Here is a 17461-nt window from a genome sequence, read left to right as displayed (position 1 = left end):
AGCGTCATTCCACGGTTGGTAGTCGCGTGGCAACAGAGTAAATTAGCGGCTTTGCGACACGTTGAGAGACTCTTTTATGGCGAACTGGCAATCTATTGACGATCTGCATGATATTTCCGCAGATCTCCCGCGTTTCACCCAGGCGTTCACAGAACTTGCCACCCGCCTCGGTCTGGATATCGCACCTCTTGAAGCGGATCACATTTCGCTGCGCTGCCACCAGAACGCGACCGCTGAACGCTGGCGTCGCGGGTTCGAACAGTGTGGCGAGCTGCTCTCTGAAAACATCATCAACGGCCGTCCTATCTGCCTGTTTAAGCTGCATGAACCGGTTTGCGTCGCCCACTGGCAGTTCAGCGTGGTCGAGCTGCCGTGGCCGGGGGAAAAGCGTTATCCGCACGAAGGCTGGGAGCACATTGAAATCGTCCTGCCCGGCGAGCCGGAAACGCTCAGCGCCCGCGCGCTGGCGCTGCTGGCTGACGAAGGATTAAGCCAGCCGGGGATTTTCGTCAAAACCAGCTCGCCAAAAGGCGAACGCGAGCGGTTGCCGAATCCGACCCTGGCGGTGACGGACGGACAGGTGACGGTGAAATTCCACCCCTGGACCATCGAGCAGATTGTTGCCAGCGAAGCGGAGCAGATGTGAGTTCCCGCCGGGAACGGACGCCACGGGCGTGTCATGATAGTGCGTTGGGTTGACTGAAGGAGGAGTGAATGGCGCTGCTGGAGATTTGTTGTTACAGCGTGGAGTGTGCCGTAACGGCGCAACAACGGGGAGCCGACCGCATTGAACTGTGTGCGGCACCGAAAGAGGGGGGGCTAACGCCTTCATACGGCGTGCTGAAATCCGCACGTCAGCAGGTGTCGATTCCGGTTCACCCGATCGTGCGCCCGCGCGGCGGTGATTTTTGTTACACCGCAGGTGAGTTCAGTGCCATGCTTGAGGATATCGCGCTTATTCGCGATCTCGGTTTCCCGGGGCTGGTGATCGGCCTGCTTGATGAAGAGGGTAACGTCGATATGCCCGCAATGCGTCAGGTAATGGCGGCGGCAAATGGCCTTGCGGTCACTTTTCATCGCGCGTTTGATATGTGTAAAAATCCGCTGCAAGCCTTTGATAATCTGGCCGAGCTGGGCGTGGCGCGCGTGCTGACGTCGGGTCAGCAGTCGTCCGCCGAAAAAGGTTTGAAATTAATTACGGAACTAAAAGCACATTCCGGTGTTCCAATAATAATGGCGGGCGCTGGAGTTCGCGCCAGCAATCTCGAACTGTTTTTAAACGCAGGGGTCAAGGAGCTGCATAGCTCAGCAGGGAAATGGACGCCTTCACCCATGCGTTATCGCAATACAGGGTTGTCAATGTCGACGGATGCCGAAGCGGATGAGTATTCACGCTACGGTGTAGATGGAGAGTCGGTTGCGGTAATGAAATCGATGATTGAACGTTATCACGTGTAGCAACGTAGCGATTTTTACCGCGCATCATGTCGCCCAATATGATGCTTGCTAGTACCAGGCCCCTGCAATTTCAACAGGGGCCTTTTTTTCTCCTTCATATTTCACGCCGCAGCGGCGTTGGCCGCCTCGCTCACCCCGGTCACTTACTGATGTAAGCTCCCGGGGATTCGCTGCGTTGCCGCCTTGCTGCAACATGAACTATTTTGGAGAAAACCTACTTGAGTAGGCCGGGTAAGGCGCAGCCGCCACCCGGCTAAAATACTACGGCTTCGTCGCTATCAGCACCGCACGCATCGGTGCCGGATAACCTTCGATGGTTTTGCTGCGATCGTCCGGGTCGAGGAACTGCTCCAGCGATTCGGTCACCATCCAGTCGGTGCGGCGCTGCTCCTCGATGGAGGTCACGCTCACGTCTGCGATCCGCACATCCACAAACCCGCACTTCTCCAGCCAGTTTTTCAGCGCCAGCGCGGAGGGGATAAAGTACACGTTACGCATCTGCGCGTAGCGATCGCCCGGCACCAGAACGGTATTTTCATCGCCTTCCACCACCAGCGTTTCCAGCACCAGCTCGCCGCCGCTGACCAGCTGATCTTTCAGCTGCCAGAGATGCTCCAGCGGAGAACGACGGTGATACAGCACGCCCATTGAGAACACGGTGTCAAAGGCTTTGAGCGCCGGAAGCTGTTCAATCCCCAGCGGCAGCAGGTGCGCGCGCTGATCGTTGCCCAGCAGCTTGCGCACCGCTTCAAACTGGCACAGGAACAGCTGCATCGGATCGATGCCGACGGCCAGATGCGCCCCGGCACCAATCATTCGCCACATGTGATAGCCGCTACCGCAGCCCACGTCCAGAATGGTACGCCCGCTAAGATCGGACAGATGCGGCAGCACGCGGTCCCACTTCCAGTCTGAGCGCCATTCCGTATTGATATTCACGCCGTACAGAGAAAACGGCCCTTTGCGCCACGGCATCAGGTTGCGCATCAGCGTTTCGATACGGTTAGTCTGCCCGGCGGAAAGCGGTTCTTCGCTCTCGGCGGTCACGCTGTGCAGCAGATCCAGACGATGCGGCGTCAGCTCCGGCAAATACTCCACGGCGTTTGACCACTGTTTTAACAGGCCGTGCTGCTGGTCGCGCTGCCAGGTAGCGATTTGCGCAGGGAGGGTTTCCAGCCAGTGAGACAGATGATTTTTAGCGATTAGCTGATAGAAATTACCGAACTCGATCATGCCGCGTCCCCGGCCTTCAGCGCCACAAGTGAGCCAAAGTTAAAGCACTGGAACCACAGCTCGCTGTGCTCAAAACCGGCCTTGCGCAGGCGGGCTTTATGGGTTTCGACGGAGTCGGTCAGCATCACGTTTTCGAGCATGCTGCGCTTCTGGCTGATCTCCAGCTCGCTGTAGCCGTTCGCCCGCTTAAAGTCGTGGTGCATGTTGAACAGCAGCTCGCCCACGTCGGCGTCTTCAAAGCTGAACTTCTCAGACAGCACCAGCGCGCCGCCGGGGTTCAGCCCTTTATAGATCTTATCCAGCAGCAGCTGGCGGTCTTCCGGCACCAGAAATTGCAGGGTGAAGTTCAGCACCACCATCGAGGCGTTTTTGATCTCGATATCGCGGATATCGCCTTCAACCACCTCGACCGGCGTCGGGGCTTTATAGGCGTCGATGTGGCGACGGCAGCGTTCAACCATCGCCGGCGAGTTATCAACGGCAATGATTTTACAGCCTTCCTGATGAACGTTACGACGCACCGACAGCGTTGCGGCACCCAGCGAGCAGCCAAGGTCATAGACCTGCGTGCCGGGCTGCACGAAGCGCTCAGCCAGCATCCCGATCATAGAGACAATATTGGAATAACCTGGAACAGAGCGCTGGATCATGTCGGGGAAGACTTCGGCTACCCGTTCATCAAAGGTCCAGTCGCCCAGGCTGGCGATAGGCGCGGAAAAAAGCGTGTCGCGATCAGACATAACGTAAAAATCCGGGAAAAATAAAGGGGCATATTGTGCGCTAACGGAAGGAGAAAACCAACTCCCACGGCATATACCAAAGGTTAGCCAGCACCATCAGCAAAAGCGAACACCAGGTCGCGCTCATACCGGAACGACGCCAGCGGAATAAACGATGGTGAAAGCCGTAATAGTGCATAACCCGACCGGCAATCAGCAGCAGACCGCAGAGGTGAACCATCCAGGTTTCCGCGCCGTTCATTTCCATAAACAGCAGCAGGATCAAGGCAACAGGGATGTACTCAACCGCATTACCGTGCACGCGGATCGCGACCTGCAATTCGGAAAACCCGCCGTCACCGTAGGCAACGCGGTATTGCATCCTCAGGCGCACAACGTCAAACGAAAACTTAATCAGCAGTAATGCACCTAACACCGCATAAAGCGCGCTGACCATACTAACTCCCTGTTTTTGGCAGATGGCACGCCTATATGATAGGGGGTGATATCAGAAAAGAGAAGATTGTTGTGGGATGGCGGGCGCGTCGCCGACCGACGGAACCGCGCGCTGCAAGGCCTGCCAGAGAGCATCGACCAGTTCAGGCGCCTGGGCGATATCCGGCGTATGCAAAAACAGATACGGCGTGGTGCTTTGCTCCCATTTCGGCAACGTTTGCAGCCAGACGGAGAACATCTCGATGTTTTGCTGCATATTGTCGCTGCCGATAAACCGCACCATTGGGTTTTTTGCGGTCACGACGGCGTGTACGGGCACCTTTGGCTTCTTGCGCTGCGCGTCGATAATCGCCTCATTGTGGGGAATGGCGCTGTGTACTGGACGGCTGTCGAGGATCGTGCGGTTTACGGCGCGCTCATGCAGACCGCGATTCAGCGCTTTTTCAGCCTCGCCTTTGGCAAAAAACTCCGGGTGACGCACTTCCACGCCGTAGGTAAATTCACGGGGAAGGGCGTCGAGAAACTGCCACAGGGCGGGCAGATCGCGCGGCGCGAACGCGGCGGGAAGCTGAAGCCAGTATTGACCAATGCGGTCGGCCAGCGGCGACATCCGGGTGAAAAACTCTTCGGTAAGATCCCCGCAGTTTCGCAGCGCCGCGGTATGGGAAATGGTCGCCGGAAACTTAAAGCAGAAGCGGAAGTTATCATCGGTCTGCTCCCGCCAGCGCTCGACGATCTCTGCCCGGGGCAGGGCATACAGCGTAGTGTTACCCTCCACGCAGTTAAAGTGGCGGGCATACTCTTCAAGGCTGGTGATGCCAAGACGCACCCATTTCGGGTGCGACCATTGGGGCAGACCTACGTACATCATAGGGCGTTCAAAATCTCGTCGGTGCTGCGCACGCGGCCAATGCGCGGGAAGATGTTGGTCATGCTGCCCTGATGCTGATCGGCAGAAGCGGCGCTGCACGCGTCTTCGGCAACGACCAGGTTGAAGCCCAGCTCCCAGGCGTTGCGGGCGGTCGATTCCACGCCGATGTTGGTGGAAATTCCGCACAGGATAATGGTGTCGATGCCGCGACGGCGCAGTTGCAGCTCCAGATCGGTGCCGTAAAAGGCGCCCCACTGGCGTTTGGTGACTTCGATATCGCTGTCGCGTTTGCCAAGCGACGCCGGATACGTCCACCAGTTTTCCGGCAGCGCGTGCGCCCCGGCCTGCGCGTCGACGGGCTGTTTTAGCGCTTCGGCGAAATCGGCAGACCAGCCGACACGCACCATAATTACAGGTGCGCCCGCGGCGCGGCATTTTTCCGCCAGACGCGCGGCACGGCTGACCACGTCGTCAGCGGCGTGCGGGCCACCGGCAAAAGGCAGGATCCCTTCCTGTAAATCAATCACCACGAGGGCGGTTTTGGTGGTATCGAGTGAAAACATAGTAACTCCAGTTAAATGAAAGGCCTGGGCTACACCTTACGCTGTTCATGGCTGTTATCAGACGGACAATTTTGTTAATTTTTGTGAGAATGCGCAATAAGAGTGCAGCAAACGTGCGTCAGGCCGCGCTTCGCACTTATCGTCAGGCGGAATTTCCAGTATAATAGCCGCCTTTTTTCATCCAGTTGTGACATACAGTTAAAGCTGCGACAAAGTAGCCTGAAACAGAGGCGACAATCAGCCTGCGGCTAATTAAGGGATATCTCATGCGTACAGAATATTGCGGGCAGCTGCGTCAGTCCCACGTCGGGCAGCAGGTCACCCTGTGTGGTTGGGTCAATCGTCGTCGTGATCTTGGTAGCCTTATCTTTATCGATATGCGCGACCGCGAAGGTATCGTGCAGGTGTTCTTCGATCCGGATCGCGCGGACGCGTTGAAGCTGGCTTCTGAGCTGCGTAATGAGTTCTGCATTCAGGTCACCGGCACCGTTCGTGCCCGTGACGAAAAAAACGTCAACGCAGACATGGCGACCGGTGCTGTTGAAGTGCTGGCGTCTGACCTGGTTATCATCAACCGCGCAGAAGCGCTGCCGCTGGACTCCAACCACGTCAACACCGAAGAAGCGCGTCTGAAGTACCGCTATCTGGATCTGCGTCGCCCGGAAATGGCTCAGCGCCTGAAAACCCGTGCGAAAATCACCAGCCTGGTGCGCCGCTTCATGGACGACCACGGTTTCCTTGATATCGAAACCCCGATGCTGACCAAAGCCACGCCGGAAGGCGCGCGCGACTACCTGGTGCCATCCCGCGTTCATAAAGGCAAATTCTACGCGCTGCCGCAGTCTCCTCAGCTGTTCAAACAGCTGCTGATGATGTCCGGCTTCGACCGTTACTATCAGATTGTTAAGTGCTTCCGTGACGAAGACCTGCGTGCTGACCGTCAGCCAGAATTTACCCAGATCGACGTTGAAACCTCCTTCATGACCGCCGAGCAGGTGCGTGAAGTGATGGAAGCGCTGGTGCGCGGCCTGTGGAACGACGTGAAAGGCGTTGAGCTGGGCGATTTCCCAATTATGACCTTCGCGGAAGCAGAGCGTCGCTACGGCTCCGATAAGCCGGACCTGCGTAACCCGATGGAGCTGGTGGACGTGGCTGACCTGCTGAAATCCGTAGAGTTCGCGGTATTTGCTGGCCCGGCTAACGATCCTAAAGGTCGCGTTGCGGCGCTGCGCGTACCGGGCGGTGCGGCGCTGAGCCGTAAGCAGATTGACGACTACGGCAACTTCATCAAGATCTACGGCGCTAAAGGTCTGGCCTATATTAAGGTGACCGAGCGTGCGAAGGGTCTGGAAGGTATCACCAGCCCGGTCGCGAAATTCCTGAACGCAGAGATCGTTGAAGCCATCCTTGAGCGCGTGGGCGCACAGGACGGCGACATGATCTTCTTCGGCGCAGACAACAAGAAAGTGGTTGCCGACGCGATGGGCGCGCTGCGTCTGAAGCTCGGCAAAGACCTGAACATCACCGACGAAAACAAATGGGCGCCGCTGTGGGTTATCGACTTCCCAATGTTTGAAGACGACGGAGAAGGCGGCCTGACCGCGATGCACCACCCGTTCACCTCGCCGAAAGACATGAGCGCGGCAGAGCTGAAAGCGGCACCGGAAGACGCGGTGGCGAACGCCTACGACATGGTCATCAACGGCTACGAAGTGGGCGGCGGTTCCGTGCGTATTCACAGCGGTGAAATGCAGCAGACCGTGTTCGGCATTCTGGGCATCAACGAACAAGAGCAGCGCGAGAAGTTTGGCTTCCTGCTGGACGCGCTGAAATACGGTACGCCTCCGCACGCGGGTCTGGCATTCGGTCTTGACCGTCTGACCATGCTGCTGACCGGCACCGACAACATTCGTGATGTTATCGCCTTCCCGAAAACCACCGCCGCCGCGTGTCTGATGACCGAAGCGCCAAGCTTTGCTAACCCGGCCTCTCTGGCCGAGCTGGGCATTGAAGTGGTGAAGAAGGAAGAGAAAAACTGATATGGCATATAAGCGTCCCGTTTCTGTCTTAGTAGTGATTTACGCCCAGGACACGAAGCGGGTGCTGATGTTGCAGCGGCGCGACGATCCTGATTTCTGGCAGTCGGTTACCGGCAGTCTGGAAGAGGGAGAAACCGCGTCGCAGGCCGCCGCGCGTGAAGTAAAGGAAGAGGTCACCATTGACGTTGCCTGCGAGCAACTGACCCTGAAGGACTGTCAGCGCACGGTGGAGTTTGAAATTTTTAGCCATTTACGTCATCGCTATGCGCCGGGCATTGAGCGCAACACGGAATCCTGGTTCTGTCTTGCGCTTCCCCACGAGCGGGAGGTGGTGTTCACTGAGCATCTGACCTACCGTTGGGTTGATGCGGCGGATGCCGCTGCACTGACCAAGTCGTGGAGCAACCGGCAGGCGATTGAAGAATTTGTAATTAACGCTGCCTGAAAAGGCGCGCTCTTTGAGGATATTTTTATGGCAGGTCATAGTAAGTGGGCCAACACTAAACACCGCAAAGCGGCACAGGATGCCAAGCGCGGTAAAATCTTTACCAAAATCATTCGTGAACTGGTGACAGCAGCACGTCTGGGCGGCGGCGATGCGGGCTCTAACCCACGTCTGCGCGCGGCGATTGATAAAGCCCTGTCTAATAACATGACGCGTGACACCCTGAACCGTGCAATCGCGCGCGGCGTGGGCGGTGATGAAGACGCGAACATGGAAACCATCATTTATGAAGGTTACGGCCCTGGCGGTACCGCGGTGATGGTTGAATGTCTGTCTGACAACCGTAACCGTACCGTTGCCGAAGTGCGCCACGCGTTCACCAAAACCGGTGGCAACCTGGGCACAGACGGTTCCGTTGCTTACCTGTTCAGCAAAAAAGGCGTTATCTCCTTCGAGAAAGGCGACGAAGACGCGATCATGGAAGCGGCGCTGGAAGCGGGTGCGGAAGACGTTGTCACCTTCGATGACGGTGCTATCGACGTGTACACCGCGTGGGAAGAGTTGGGCGCGGTGCGTGACGCGCTGGAAGCGGCTGGCCTGAAAGCGGACAACGCGGAAGTGTCGATGATCCCGTCTACCAAAGCGGATATGGATGCGGAAACGGCACCGAAACTGCTGCGTCTGATCGACATGCTCGAAGATTGCGACGACGTGCAGGAAGTTTACCACAACGGTGAAATCTCTGATGAGGTGGCTGCGACGCTGTAATGCGCCAGCCTGAACCCTTTGCGGGAGAAGCGTGATGTCGATTATCCTCGGGATTGACCCCGGCTCACGCATTACCGGTTATGGCGTCATCCGTCAGGTTGGACGCCAGTTAACCTACCTCGGCAGCGGCTGTATCCGCACTAAAGTGGACGATCTGCCGTCGCGCCTGAAGCTTATCTACGCAGGCGTGTCGGAGATCATCACCCAGTTCCAGCCGGACTATTTCGCCATCGAGCAGGTCTTTATGGCGAAAAATGCGGACTCCGCGTTAAAGCTCGGTCAGGCGCGCGGCGTGGCGATTGTGGCTGCGGTGAATCAGGATCTGCCGGTGTTCGAATACGCCGCAAGGCAGGTTAAACAGACGGTGGTTGGGATTGGTAGCGCCGAGAAAAGCCAGGTGCAGCACATGGTGCGCACGCTGCTGAAGCTCCCCGCGAATCCCCAGGCCGATGCCGCCGATGCGCTGGCCATCGCCATTACCCACTGTCATGTCAGCCAGAACGCGATGCAAATGAGCGAGTCGCGGCTCAATCTGGCGCGAGGCAGGTTACGATAATGACAAATCAGGCTGGATGTTTATCCAGCCTTTTTTTATTATACCCGCAGCAAAACTTCTTACAGAACGCAGGAGCGTCACGTGATAGGCAGACTCAGAGGCATCATCCTTGAAAAACAACCCCCGTTAGTGCTGCTGGAAGTGGGTGGCGTGGGCTATGAAGTCCATATGCCGATGACCTGCTTCTACGAGCTGCCGGACGCTGGCAAAGAGGCGATCGTCTTTACGCAGTTTGTGGTACGTGAAGATGCCCAACTGCTTTACGGCTTTAACGATAAGCAGGAACGCACCCTGTTCCGCGAGCTGATCAAGACCAACGGCGTCGGTCCGAAGCTGGCGCTGGCTATCCTGTCCGGCATGAACGCCCAGCAGTTCGTAAACGCCGTTGAGCGTGAAGATCCTGCCGCGCTGGTTAAGCTTCCGGGTATCGGCAAGAAAACCGCTGAGCGCCTGATCGTCGAAATGAAAGACCGCTTTAAGGGCCTGCACGGCGATCTGTTTACGCCTGCCGCTGACCTGGTGCTCACTTCGCCGGGCGCGCCAGCGACGGATGACGCCGAGCAGGAAGCGGTTGCCGCGCTGGTGGCGCTGGGCTATAAACCTCAGGAAGCCAGCCGTATGGTGAGCAAAATTGCCAAACCGGACGCCAGCAGTGAAACCCTGATTCGTGAAGCGCTCCGCGCTGCATTGTGAGGTAAAGGATGATTGAAGCAGACCGCCTGGTATCGGCAGGCACCCTTCAGGCAGAAGACGTGGTGGATCGTGCGATCCGCCCGAAGCTGCTTGATGAGTATATTGGGCAGCCGCAGGTCCGTTCCCAGATGGAAATCTTCATCCAGGCGGCAAAGCTGCGCGGCGATGCGCTCGATCACCTGCTGATTTTTGGCCCGCCGGGGCTGGGTAAAACTACCCTGGCAAACATTGTCGCTAACGAAATGGGCGTCAACCTGCGCACCACCTCCGGGCCAGTGCTGGAAAAAGCGGGCGATCTGGCGGCGATGCTGACCAATCTTGAACCTCACGACGTCCTCTTTATCGATGAAATTCACCGCCTCTCTCCGGTGGTGGAAGAGGTGCTCTATCCGGCGATGGAAGACTATCAGCTGGATATCATGATTGGCGAAGGTCCCGCGGCGCGCTCCATCAAAATCGATCTCCCGCCGTTTACCCTGATTGGCGCAACCACTCGCGCCGGGTCACTGACCTCGCCGCTGCGCGACCGCTTCGGCATTGTGCAGCGCCTGGAGTTTTATCAGGTGCCCGATCTCCAGCATATCGTTGGCCGCAGCGCGCGCTATATGGGGCTGGAGATGAGCGAAGAAGGGGCGTTTGAGGTGGCGAAGCGCTCGCGCGGTACGCCGCGTATCGCCAACCGCCTGCTGCGCCGCGTGCGTGACTTTGCAGAGGTGAAGCACGACGGCACCATTTCCGCCGAAATCGCCGCACAGGCGCTGGACATGCTGAACGTGGACGCCGAAGGTTTCGACTATATGGACCGCAAGCTGCTGCTGGCGGTGCTTGATAAATTCTTCGGCGGGCCCGTTGGGCTGGATAACCTGGCGGCGGCTATCGGGGAAGAGCGCGAAACCATCGAGGACGTGCTGGAGCCGTATCTGATCCAGCAGGGCTTCCTGCAACGCACGCCGCGCGGGCGTATGGCAACGGTGCGGGCGTGGACTCATTTCGGGATCACCCCACCAGCAATGCCTTAATGTTTAATCCCCTCTCCCTGTGGGAGAGGGTTAGGGTGAGGGCATCAGCGCCCTCGATGTCAACTTGCGGTCTTCTTCATCATGCTGAAAATAAACAGCACCGCCGCACACAGCACCACCGACGGCCCGGCAGGCGTATCGTAAAACGCCGAGAAGGTTAACCCGCCCGTTACCGCAATCATTCCGATAATTACCGCGATGCCCGCCATCTGCTCCGGCGTGCGCGCAAACCGACGCGCCGTCGCGGCTGGAATGATCAGCAGGGAGGTGATAATCAGTGCGCCGACAAACTTCATCGCCACGCCGATGGTTAACGCCGTCACCAGCATCAGCAGCAGCTTCACGCGCTGGAGCTTCACGCCGTCAACAAACGCCAGATCCGGGCTGACGGTCATGGCGAGCAGGTTTCGCCACTGCCAGAGCAGGATAGCCAGCACCACCACCACGCCAATCGCGATAGAGATCAGATCTTCCGGCGTCACCGCCAGTAAATCCCCGAACAGGTAGGCCATCAGGTCAACGCGGATGTTGGACATCAAACTCACCACCACCAGCCCCAGCGACAGCGCGCTGTGCGCCATAATGCCGAGCAGGGTATCGATAGCGAGGTGAGGGCGCTTTTCCAGCCAGACCAGGCCAGCGGCCAGTAACAGGGTGACGACGATCACCGCGTAGAACGGGTTCACGTTCAGCAGCAGGCCAAACGCAACGCCGAGCAGAGAGGCGTGTGCCAGGGTGTCGCCGAAATAGGACATTCTGCGCCACACCACAAACGAGCCAAGCGGACCTGCGGCGCAGGCGAGCATAATCCCGGCCAGCCAGCCGGGCAAAAGCAGTTCAATCATGAGTGTCCATTTCCCCGGCGCAGGACAATTCGTCCCTGCAAATCATGGCGGTGATTATGTTGGTGGCGATAAATGCCAAGCTGTTCGGCGCCGCGCGGGCCAAACATAGAGATAAATTCAGGGTGCATCGACACCACTTCCGGCGTGCCTGAACAGCAGATGTGGTGATTAAGGCACAGCACCTCGTCGGTTTTCGCCATCACCAGATGCAGGTCGTGGGACACCATCAGCACCGCGCAGTTAAGTTCACGGCGCAGCTGATCGATTAAATCGTACAGCGCAACCTGACCGTTGACGTCGACGCCCTGGGTCGGTTCGTCGAGCACCAGCAATTGCGGGCTGCTCAGCAGCGCGCGCGCCAACAGTACGCGCTGGGTTTCACCGCCGGAAAGTTTTTGCATCGGCGCGTCAACCAGATGACCGGCCTGCACGCGTTTAAGCGCAGGCAAAATATCGGCTTTACGCGTGCCCGGACGCAGGCGCAGAAAGCGGCTTACCGTCAGCGGCAGCGTGGCGTCGAGATGTAATTTCTGCGGCACATAGCCAATACGCAGGCCGTTATCGCGTTTGATCACGCCTGTATCAGGTGCTACCAGACCGAGCACCACGCGCACCAGGGTAGATTTCCCCGCACCGTTTGGCCCGAGCAGCGTCAGAATTTTACCGGGCTTCAAATCCAGCGACACGTCAGAGAGGACGCGGCGCTGGCCGAATGAGACAGAAATATTTTCGAGAGTAACCAAAGTCGTCATGTCAATTTAAGCTTGCAGAAGTCATCGAATGTTATAATATCACATTCACCGAACTTATTACGATGATTAGTCGCATTATGTTACATAAAAATACGCTTCTTTTCGCAGCATTATCCGCTGCCCTTTGGGGTACAACAGCACAAGATGTTAACGCTGCCGTTGTCGCTTCGCTTAAACCGCTTGGATTTATCGCTTCTGCTATCGCAGACGGCGTTACAGAGACCCTGGTTTTACTGCCTGATGGGGCCTCTGAGCACGATTATTCCCTGCGCCCGTCTGATGTAAAACGCTTACAAAACGCAGACTTAGTGGTCTGGATTGGTCCAGAGATGGAAGCGTTTATGCAAAAGTCGGCTAAACAGGTGGCCGCGAATAAACAGGTCGCTATTGCCGAACTGTCTGGCGTGAAACCGTTGCTCATGAAAGGGGCTGATGACGACGGTGACGAACATGACCACGACCATGCTGGCGATGAAAAAGGTGACGACCATCACCATCACGGCGAGTACAACATGCATCTTTGGTTGTCCCCAGAGATAGCGCGGCTTTCGGCGGTTGCAATCCACGACAAATTAGTGGAACTTATGCCGCAAAGTCGAGCCAAACTTGACGCCAACCTGAAGGATTTTGAGGCTTCTTTAGCCGCAACCGACAAGCAGGTAGGTACCGAGCTGGCACCGCTGAAAGGAAAAGGGTATTTCGTTTTTCATGACGCCTATGGCTACTACGAAAAACACTACGGTTTGACCCCGCTGGGTCACTTCACCGTTAACCCGGAAATTCAGCCTGGTGCGCAGCGTTTACATGAAATCAGAACACAGTTGGTTGAGCAGAAAGCGACATGCGTTTTTGCTGAGCCACAGTTCAGGCCAGCGGTCGTAGAAGCCGTGGCCAGGGGAACATCCGTGCGCATGGGTACCCTTGACCCGCTAGGAACGAATATCCAGTTGAGCAAAGCGAGCTACTCGCAGTTCCTCAGCCAACTGGCGAACCAGTATGCGAGCTGCCTGAAAGGAGATTAACGAGGAAGTGAATACGTGCAACAGATAGCCCGCTCTGTCGCTCTGGCATTTAACAATCTGCCTCGACCCCATCGCGTTATGCTGGGGTCTCTTACAGTTCTCACCTTAGCGGTCGCCGTCTGGCGGCCCTATGTTTACCACCCGAGTTCTGCCCCTATCATCAAAACCATCGAGCTTGAAAAGAGCGAGATCCGTTCTTTACTGCCTGAAGCCAGCGAGCCTATCGACCAGGCAGCCCAGGAAGATGAAGCCATTCCTCAGGATGAGCTGGATGACAAAATCCAGAACGAAGCCGGCATCCATGAATATGTTGTCTCCACCGGCGATACCCTGAGCAGCGTGCTCAACCAGTACGGTATCGACATGGGGGATATCAGCCAGCTCGCCGCGTCCGACAAAGATCTGCGTAACCTCAAGATTGGCCAGCAGCTCTCCTGGACCTTAACCGCAGACGGCGATTTACAGCGCCTGACGTGGGAAATGTCCCGCCGTGAAACCCGCACCTACGACCGCACGGCAAACGGTTTCAAAATGACCAGCGAAATGCAGCAGGGCGACTGGGTGAACAGCGTGCTGAAAGGCACCGTGGGCGCGAGCTTTGTCAGCGCAGCACGCGACGCGGGCCTCACCAGCGCGGAAATCAGCTCGGTCATCAAAGCGATGCAGTGGCAGATGGACTTCCGTAAGCTGAAAAAAGGCGACGAGTTCTCGGTGCTGATGTCCCGCGAAATGCTCGACGGCAAACGTGAACAGAGCCAGCTGCTGGGCGTTCGTCTGCGTTCAGACGGTAAAGATTACTACGCCATCCGCGCCGAAGACGGCAAGTTCTACGATCGCAACGGTACGGGCCTGGCGAAGGGCTTCCTGCGCTTCCCGACCGCGAAGCAGTTCCGCGTTTCCTCCAACTTTAATCCGCGTCGTCTGAACCCGGTTACCGGGCGCGTTGCGCCGCACCGCGGCGTTGACTTCGCGATGCCGCAGGGTACGCCGGTGCTGGCGGTGGGTGACGGTGAAGTGGTCATGGCGAAACGCAGCGGGGCAGCAGGCTATTACGTTGCCGTGCGTCACGGTCGTACCTACACCACCCGTTACATGCACCTGCGCAAGCTGCTGGTTAAGCCTGGACAGAAAGTGAAGCGCGGTGACCGTATCGCGTTGTCCGGGAATACCGGGCGTTCTACCGGGCCGCACCTGCACTATGAAGTGTGGATCAACCAGCAGGCGGTGAACCCGTTAACGGCGAAACTGCCGCGCACCGAAGGGCTGACCGGTAAAGATCGTACGGATTACCTGGCGCAGGTTAAAGAAGTGATGCCACAGCTGCGCTTCGACTAAGGTCGCGTTAATCAACAAGCCGGTGCCCGCGCGCGCCGGCTTTTTCTTTTGTGCCAGAGCGCCAGCCTCGCTACACTATCCGCATTATTCTTTTTTTCGCGTCACTTTCCTGGAATCAGCATGGAAACTAAAAAAAATAACAGTGAGTACATTCCTGAGTTTGAGCCGTCGTTTCGCCATCCCCGCAACTGGGGCGCCTGGCTGGGGGTGTATGCGTTTGCCGGTATGGCGCTGCTGCCTGCCTCCGTGCGCGATCCCATTCTCGGGAAAATAGGCCGTCTGGCGGGGCGCATGGGTAAAAGCGCCCGTCGTCGCGCGCAGATCAACCTCTATTACTGTTTCCCTGAAAAAAGCGATGCCGAGCGCGAAGCGATTATCGATGCCATGTACACCACCGCGCCGCAGGCGATGGCGATGATGGCCGAGCTGGCGCTGCGCGGGCCCGAGAAGCTGATTAGCCGCGTTGACTGGAAAGGGCAGGAGATTATCGATGAGATGCGTCGCAACGACGAGAAGGTGATTTTCCTGGTGCCGCACGGCTGGGGCGTGGATATCCCGGCGATGCTGATGGCCTCACAGGGCCAGAAAATGGCGGCGATGTTCCACAATCAGGGCAACAAGATTTTCGATTTCGTCTGGAATACCGTTCGTCGTCGCTTTGGCGGTCGCCTTCACGCGCGTAATGACGGCATTAAACCCTTTATTCAGTCCGTGCGTCAGGGCTACTGGGGCTACTACCTGCCGGATCAGGATCACGGGCCGGAGCACAGCGAGTTTGTGGATTTCTTTGCCACCTACAAAGCGACGCTGCCCGCGATTGGCAGACTGATGAAGGTGTGCCGCGCCCGCGTTATCCCACTCTTCCCGATTTATGACGGTAAAACTCACCGCCTGACCATCGAAGTACGCCCGCCGATGGACGATCTGCTGACCGCCGACGATAACACCATCGCCCGTCGCATGAACGAAGAGGTGGAGCTTCTGGTGGGGCCGCATACCGAACAGTACACGTGGATATTAAAGCTGCTGAAAACGCGCAGGCCGGGCGAAAAAGAGCCTTACAAACGCAAAGAGCTTTTCCCGAAGAAATAAAAAAAGCCCTCTCTTAACGGAGAGGGCTTTTTAACTCAGGGCCGATTACTCGACGGTCATCACGCGGGTGGTGTTGGTGGAGCCGATGGTGCTCATCACGTCACCCTGGGTCACGATAACGATATCACCGGACACCAGATAGCCTTTGTCGCGCAGCAGGTTAACCGCATCGTTGGCAGCGGCCACGCCATCGTTGTTGCTGTCGAAGTAGACCGGGGTCACGCCGCGATACAGAGCGGTCAGGTTCAGCGTGCGCTCGTGACGGGACATGGCGAAGATCGGCAGACCGGAGCTGATACGCGAGGTCATCAGCGCGGTACGGCCTGATTCGGTCATGGTGATGATGGCAGTAACCCCTTTCAGGTGGTTAGCCGCGTACATCGCCGACATCGCAATGGCTTCTTCCACGTTGTCGAACTGAATGTCCAAACGGTGTTTAGACACGTTGATGCTTGGGATCTTCTCCGCGCCCAGACAGACGCGCGCCATCGCCGCCACGGTTTCAGCCGGATACTGGCCTGCTGCGGTTTCCGCAGACAGCATCACCGCATCGGTCCCGTCCAGCACGGCGTTTGCCACGTCCATGACTTCTGCGCGGGTGGGCATAGGGTTGGTGATCATGGATTCCATCATCTGGGTGGCGGTGATCACCGCACGGTTCAGCTGACGCGCGCGGCGGATCAGCGCTTTCTGGATCCCGACCAGCTCAGGATCGCCAATTTCAACGCCCAGATCGCCACGGGCGACCATCACCACGTCAGAGGCCAGGATCACATCGTCCATCGCATCCTGATCGCACACCGCTTCCGCACGCTCAACTTTGGCAACGATTTTCGCATCGCAGCCTGCGTCACGCGCCAGGCGGCGAGCGTAGTTCAGGTCTTCACCGCAGCGCGGGAAGGAAACGGCCAGGTAGTCCACGCCAATCTGGGCCGCCGTCACGATGTCGGCCTTGTCTTTCTCGGTCAGCGCTTCCGCAGAGAGGCCGCCGCCGAGCTTGTTGATGCCTTTGTTGTTGGAGAGCGGGCCGCCGACGGTGACTTCGGTGAACACCTTCATCCCCTGAACTTCCAGCACTTTCAGCTGAACGCGACCGTCGTCGAGCAGCAGGATATCGCCCGTGACCACGTCGGCAGGCAGACCTTTATAGTCGATACCCACTTTCTCTTTGTCGCCTTCGCCTTTGCTCAGGTTGGCATCCAGCAGGAATTTGTCTCCGACGTTGAGGAACACTTTGCCCTCTTTAAAAGTCGATACGCGGATTTTCGGCCCTTGCAGGTCACCGAGGATAGCCACATGGCGACCCAGTTTTGCCGCGATCTCACGTACCTTATCTGCGCGTAATTTATGGTCTTCTGGCGTACCGTGAGAGAAGTTCATACGCACCACGTTGGCGCCTGCGGCGATAATTTTTTCGAGGTTATTATCGCGATCGGTAGCCGGGCCTAAGGTGGTAACGATCTTGGTTCTGCGAAGCCTTCTGGACATGTAATACTCCGTTGACTGAAACATCTTGGTGTTGCGTGAACATGAAATCGGGGTTCTGCGCGCTGCAAGGCAGCCGTGAACGGACCGAATGCCGTGAATCGTATAAC

19 protein-coding genes are annotated in these 17461 nt (G+C 57.4%); 11 read left to right on the top strand and 8 right to left on the bottom strand.

Translation table 11 applies throughout. The features are described from left to right. Positions 1-76 precede the first annotated feature (76 nt). Positions 77-646: a VOC family protein gene (locus ACSVHP_RS05725; protein ID WP_447551235.1), complete on the top strand. Its 570-nt coding sequence runs from the start codon at positions 77-79 to the stop codon at positions 644-646. 68 nt (positions 647-714) lie between these two features. Next, positions 715-1458: a copper homeostasis protein CutC gene (gene cutC / locus ACSVHP_RS05720; protein ID WP_447551234.1), complete on the top strand. Its 744-nt coding sequence runs from the start codon at positions 715-717 to the stop codon at positions 1456-1458. A gap of 261 nt (positions 1459-1719) precedes the next feature. Here cutC and cmoB read toward each other — a convergent pair whose 3' ends face one another. Genes cmoB through ACSVHP_RS05695 form a run of 5 tightly spaced genes read right to left on the bottom strand, consistent with a single transcriptional unit; the run spans position 1720 to position 5300 of the window. Then, positions 1720-2691: a tRNA 5-methoxyuridine(34)/uridine 5-oxyacetic acid(34) synthase CmoB gene (cmoB, locus tag ACSVHP_RS05715; protein WP_234674437.1), complete on the bottom strand. Its 972-nt coding sequence runs from the start codon at positions 2689-2691 to the stop codon at positions 1720-1722. Beyond that, positions 2688-3431: a carboxy-S-adenosyl-L-methionine synthase CmoA gene (gene cmoA, locus ACSVHP_RS05710; RefSeq protein ID WP_234674438.1), complete on the bottom strand. Its 744-nt coding sequence runs from the start codon at positions 3429-3431 to the stop codon at positions 2688-2690. The genes cmoB and cmoA overlap by 4 nt, the downstream gene beginning before the upstream one ends. A gap of 40 nt (positions 3432-3471) precedes the next feature. Next, positions 3472-3867: an MAPEG family protein gene (locus tag ACSVHP_RS05705; RefSeq protein WP_234674439.1), complete on the bottom strand. Its 396-nt coding sequence runs from the start codon at positions 3865-3867 to the stop codon at positions 3472-3474. Positions 3868-3918: 51 nt separating this feature from the next. Further along, positions 3919-4737, bottom strand: a complete 819-nt coding sequence (locus tag ACSVHP_RS05700; RefSeq protein ID WP_447551233.1) for a DUF72 domain-containing protein — start codon at positions 4735-4737, stop codon at positions 3919-3921. Beyond that, positions 4734-5300: a hydrolase gene (locus ACSVHP_RS05695; protein WP_447551232.1), complete on the bottom strand. Its 567-nt coding sequence runs from the start codon at positions 5298-5300 to the stop codon at positions 4734-4736. Before ACSVHP_RS05695 ends, ACSVHP_RS05700 begins: the two co-directional genes overlap by 4 nt. 266 nt (positions 5301-5566) lie before the next feature. On the opposite strand from ACSVHP_RS05695, the gene aspS reads away from it, so the two are divergent. The 6 genes from aspS (at position 5567) to ruvB (ending at position 10820) form a co-directional block, all read left to right on the top strand. Beyond that, positions 5567-7339 carry an aspartate--tRNA ligase gene (gene aspS / locus ACSVHP_RS05690; RefSeq protein WP_417314299.1) on the top strand — a complete coding sequence of 591 codons (1773 nt, stop codon included), beginning with the start codon at positions 5567-5569 and terminating at the stop codon, positions 7337-7339. Between the two features lies 1 nt (position 7340). Continuing rightward, positions 7341-7784 carry a dihydroneopterin triphosphate diphosphatase gene (gene nudB / locus ACSVHP_RS05685; protein WP_234674443.1) on the top strand — a complete coding sequence of 148 codons (444 nt, stop codon included), beginning with the start codon at positions 7341-7343 and terminating at the stop codon, positions 7782-7784. A 27-nt stretch (positions 7785-7811) separates the two neighbouring features. Next, complete coding sequence (locus tag ACSVHP_RS05680; protein WP_234674444.1) at positions 7812-8552, top strand: YebC/PmpR family DNA-binding transcriptional regulator; 741 nt, start codon at positions 7812-7814, stop codon at positions 8550-8552. A 34-nt stretch (positions 8553-8586) separates the two neighbouring features. Next, positions 8587-9108 carry a crossover junction endodeoxyribonuclease RuvC gene (gene ruvC, locus ACSVHP_RS05675; protein WP_006176048.1) on the top strand — a complete coding sequence of 174 codons (522 nt, stop codon included), beginning with the start codon at positions 8587-8589 and terminating at the stop codon, positions 9106-9108. 81 nt (positions 9109-9189) lie between these two features. Continuing rightward, the gene (ruvA, locus tag ACSVHP_RS05670; protein ID WP_234674445.1) at positions 9190-9801 is read left to right on the top strand and encodes a Holliday junction branch migration protein RuvA; all 612 of its coding nucleotides are present in this window, start codon (positions 9190-9192) and stop codon (positions 9799-9801) included. An 8-nt stretch (positions 9802-9809) separates the two neighbouring features. After that, the gene (gene ruvB, locus ACSVHP_RS05665) at positions 9810-10820 is read left to right on the top strand and encodes a Holliday junction branch migration DNA helicase RuvB (RefSeq protein WP_234674446.1); all 1011 of its coding nucleotides are present in this window, start codon (positions 9810-9812) and stop codon (positions 10818-10820) included. Between the two features lie 59 nt (positions 10821-10879). Here ruvB and znuB read toward each other — a convergent pair whose 3' ends face one another. Beyond that, positions 10880-11665: a zinc ABC transporter permease subunit ZnuB gene (gene znuB, locus ACSVHP_RS05660; RefSeq protein WP_417314296.1), complete on the bottom strand. Its 786-nt coding sequence runs from the start codon at positions 11663-11665 to the stop codon at positions 10880-10882. After that, a complete protein-coding gene (gene znuC / locus ACSVHP_RS05655) occupies positions 11662-12417 on the bottom strand; it encodes a zinc ABC transporter ATP-binding protein ZnuC (protein WP_417314294.1) in 756 nt (251 codons plus the stop codon). Before znuC ends, znuB begins: the two co-directional genes overlap by 4 nt. Positions 12418-12494: 77 nt before the next feature. Between znuC and znuA the strand changes: the two genes are divergently transcribed. The 3 genes from znuA to lpxM all read left to right on the top strand — a co-directional run bounded on the left by znuA (position 12495) and on the right by lpxM (position 15866). Next, positions 12495-13439, top strand: coding sequence for a zinc ABC transporter substrate-binding protein ZnuA (gene znuA, locus ACSVHP_RS05650; RefSeq protein ID WP_447551260.1), 945 nt, complete (start codon positions 12495-12497; stop codon positions 13437-13439). Positions 13440-13454: 15 nt separating this feature from the next. Continuing rightward, positions 13455-14774, top strand: a complete 1320-nt coding sequence (gene mepM, locus ACSVHP_RS05645; RefSeq protein ID WP_234674449.1) for a murein DD-endopeptidase MepM — start codon at positions 13455-13457, stop codon at positions 14772-14774. Between the two features lie 120 nt (positions 14775-14894). After that, positions 14895-15866, top strand: coding sequence for a lauroyl-Kdo(2)-lipid IV(A) myristoyltransferase (gene lpxM / locus ACSVHP_RS05640; protein ID WP_417314292.1), 972 nt, complete (start codon positions 14895-14897; stop codon positions 15864-15866). Positions 15867-15911: 45 nt separating this feature from the next. Here lpxM and pyk read toward each other — a convergent pair whose 3' ends face one another. Next, positions 15912-17354: a pyruvate kinase gene (gene pyk, locus ACSVHP_RS05635; protein WP_234674451.1), complete on the bottom strand. Its 1443-nt coding sequence runs from the start codon at positions 17352-17354 to the stop codon at positions 15912-15914. Positions 17355-17461: the final 107 nt, after the last annotated feature.

It is taken from the genome of Enterobacter sp. 186315 (genome assembly GCF_053290175.1).
This window is presented reverse-complemented; position numbering and strand designations above follow the sequence as displayed.

What these genes read in the sequence shown, in the direction of transcription:
- ACSVHP_RS05725 (WP_447551235.1), top strand. Translation starts at nt 77, where the DNA reads ATGGCGAACTGGCAATCTATTGACGATCTGCATGATATTTCCGCAGAT.
- cutC (WP_447551234.1), top strand. Translation starts at nt 715, where the DNA reads ATGGCGCTGCTGGAGATTTGTTGTTACAGCGTGGAGTGTGCCGTAACG.
- cmoB (WP_234674437.1), bottom strand. Translation starts at nt 2,691, where the DNA reads ATGATCGAGTTCGGTAATTTCTATCAGCTAATCGCTAAAAATCATCTG.
- cmoA (WP_234674438.1), bottom strand. Translation starts at nt 3,431, where the DNA reads ATGTCTGATCGCGACACGCTTTTTTCCGCGCCTATCGCCAGCCTGGGC.
- ACSVHP_RS05705 (WP_234674439.1), bottom strand. Translation starts at nt 3,867, where the DNA reads ATGGTCAGCGCGCTTTATGCGGTGTTAGGTGCATTACTGCTGATTAAG.
- ACSVHP_RS05700 (WP_447551233.1), bottom strand. Translation starts at nt 4,737, where the DNA reads ATGATGTACGTAGGTCTGCCCCAATGGTCGCACCCGAAATGGGTGCGT.
- ACSVHP_RS05695 (WP_447551232.1), bottom strand. Translation starts at nt 5,300, where the DNA reads ATGTTTTCACTCGATACCACCAAAACCGCCCTCGTGGTGATTGATTTA.
- aspS (WP_417314299.1), top strand. Translation starts at nt 5,567, where the DNA reads ATGCGTACAGAATATTGCGGGCAGCTGCGTCAGTCCCACGTCGGGCAG.
- nudB (WP_234674443.1), top strand. Translation starts at nt 7,341, where the DNA reads ATGGCATATAAGCGTCCCGTTTCTGTCTTAGTAGTGATTTACGCCCAG.
- ACSVHP_RS05680 (WP_234674444.1), top strand. Translation starts at nt 7,812, where the DNA reads ATGGCAGGTCATAGTAAGTGGGCCAACACTAAACACCGCAAAGCGGCA.
- ruvC (WP_006176048.1), top strand. Translation starts at nt 8,587, where the DNA reads ATGTCGATTATCCTCGGGATTGACCCCGGCTCACGCATTACCGGTTAT.
- ruvB (WP_234674446.1), top strand. Translation starts at nt 9,810, where the DNA reads ATGATTGAAGCAGACCGCCTGGTATCGGCAGGCACCCTTCAGGCAGAA.
- znuB (WP_417314296.1), bottom strand. Translation starts at nt 11,665, where the DNA reads ATGATTGAACTGCTTTTGCCCGGCTGGCTGGCCGGGATTATGCTCGCC.
- znuC (WP_417314294.1), bottom strand. Translation starts at nt 12,417, where the DNA reads ATGACGACTTTGGTTACTCTCGAAAATATTTCTGTCTCATTCGGCCAG.
- znuA (WP_447551260.1), top strand. Translation starts at nt 12,495, where the DNA reads ATGTTACATAAAAATACGCTTCTTTTCGCAGCATTATCCGCTGCCCTT.
- lpxM (WP_417314292.1), top strand. Translation starts at nt 14,895, where the DNA reads ATGGAAACTAAAAAAAATAACAGTGAGTACATTCCTGAGTTTGAGCCG.
- pyk (WP_234674451.1), bottom strand. Translation starts at nt 17,354, where the DNA reads ATGTCCAGAAGGCTTCGCAGAACCAAGATCGTTACCACCTTAGGCCCG.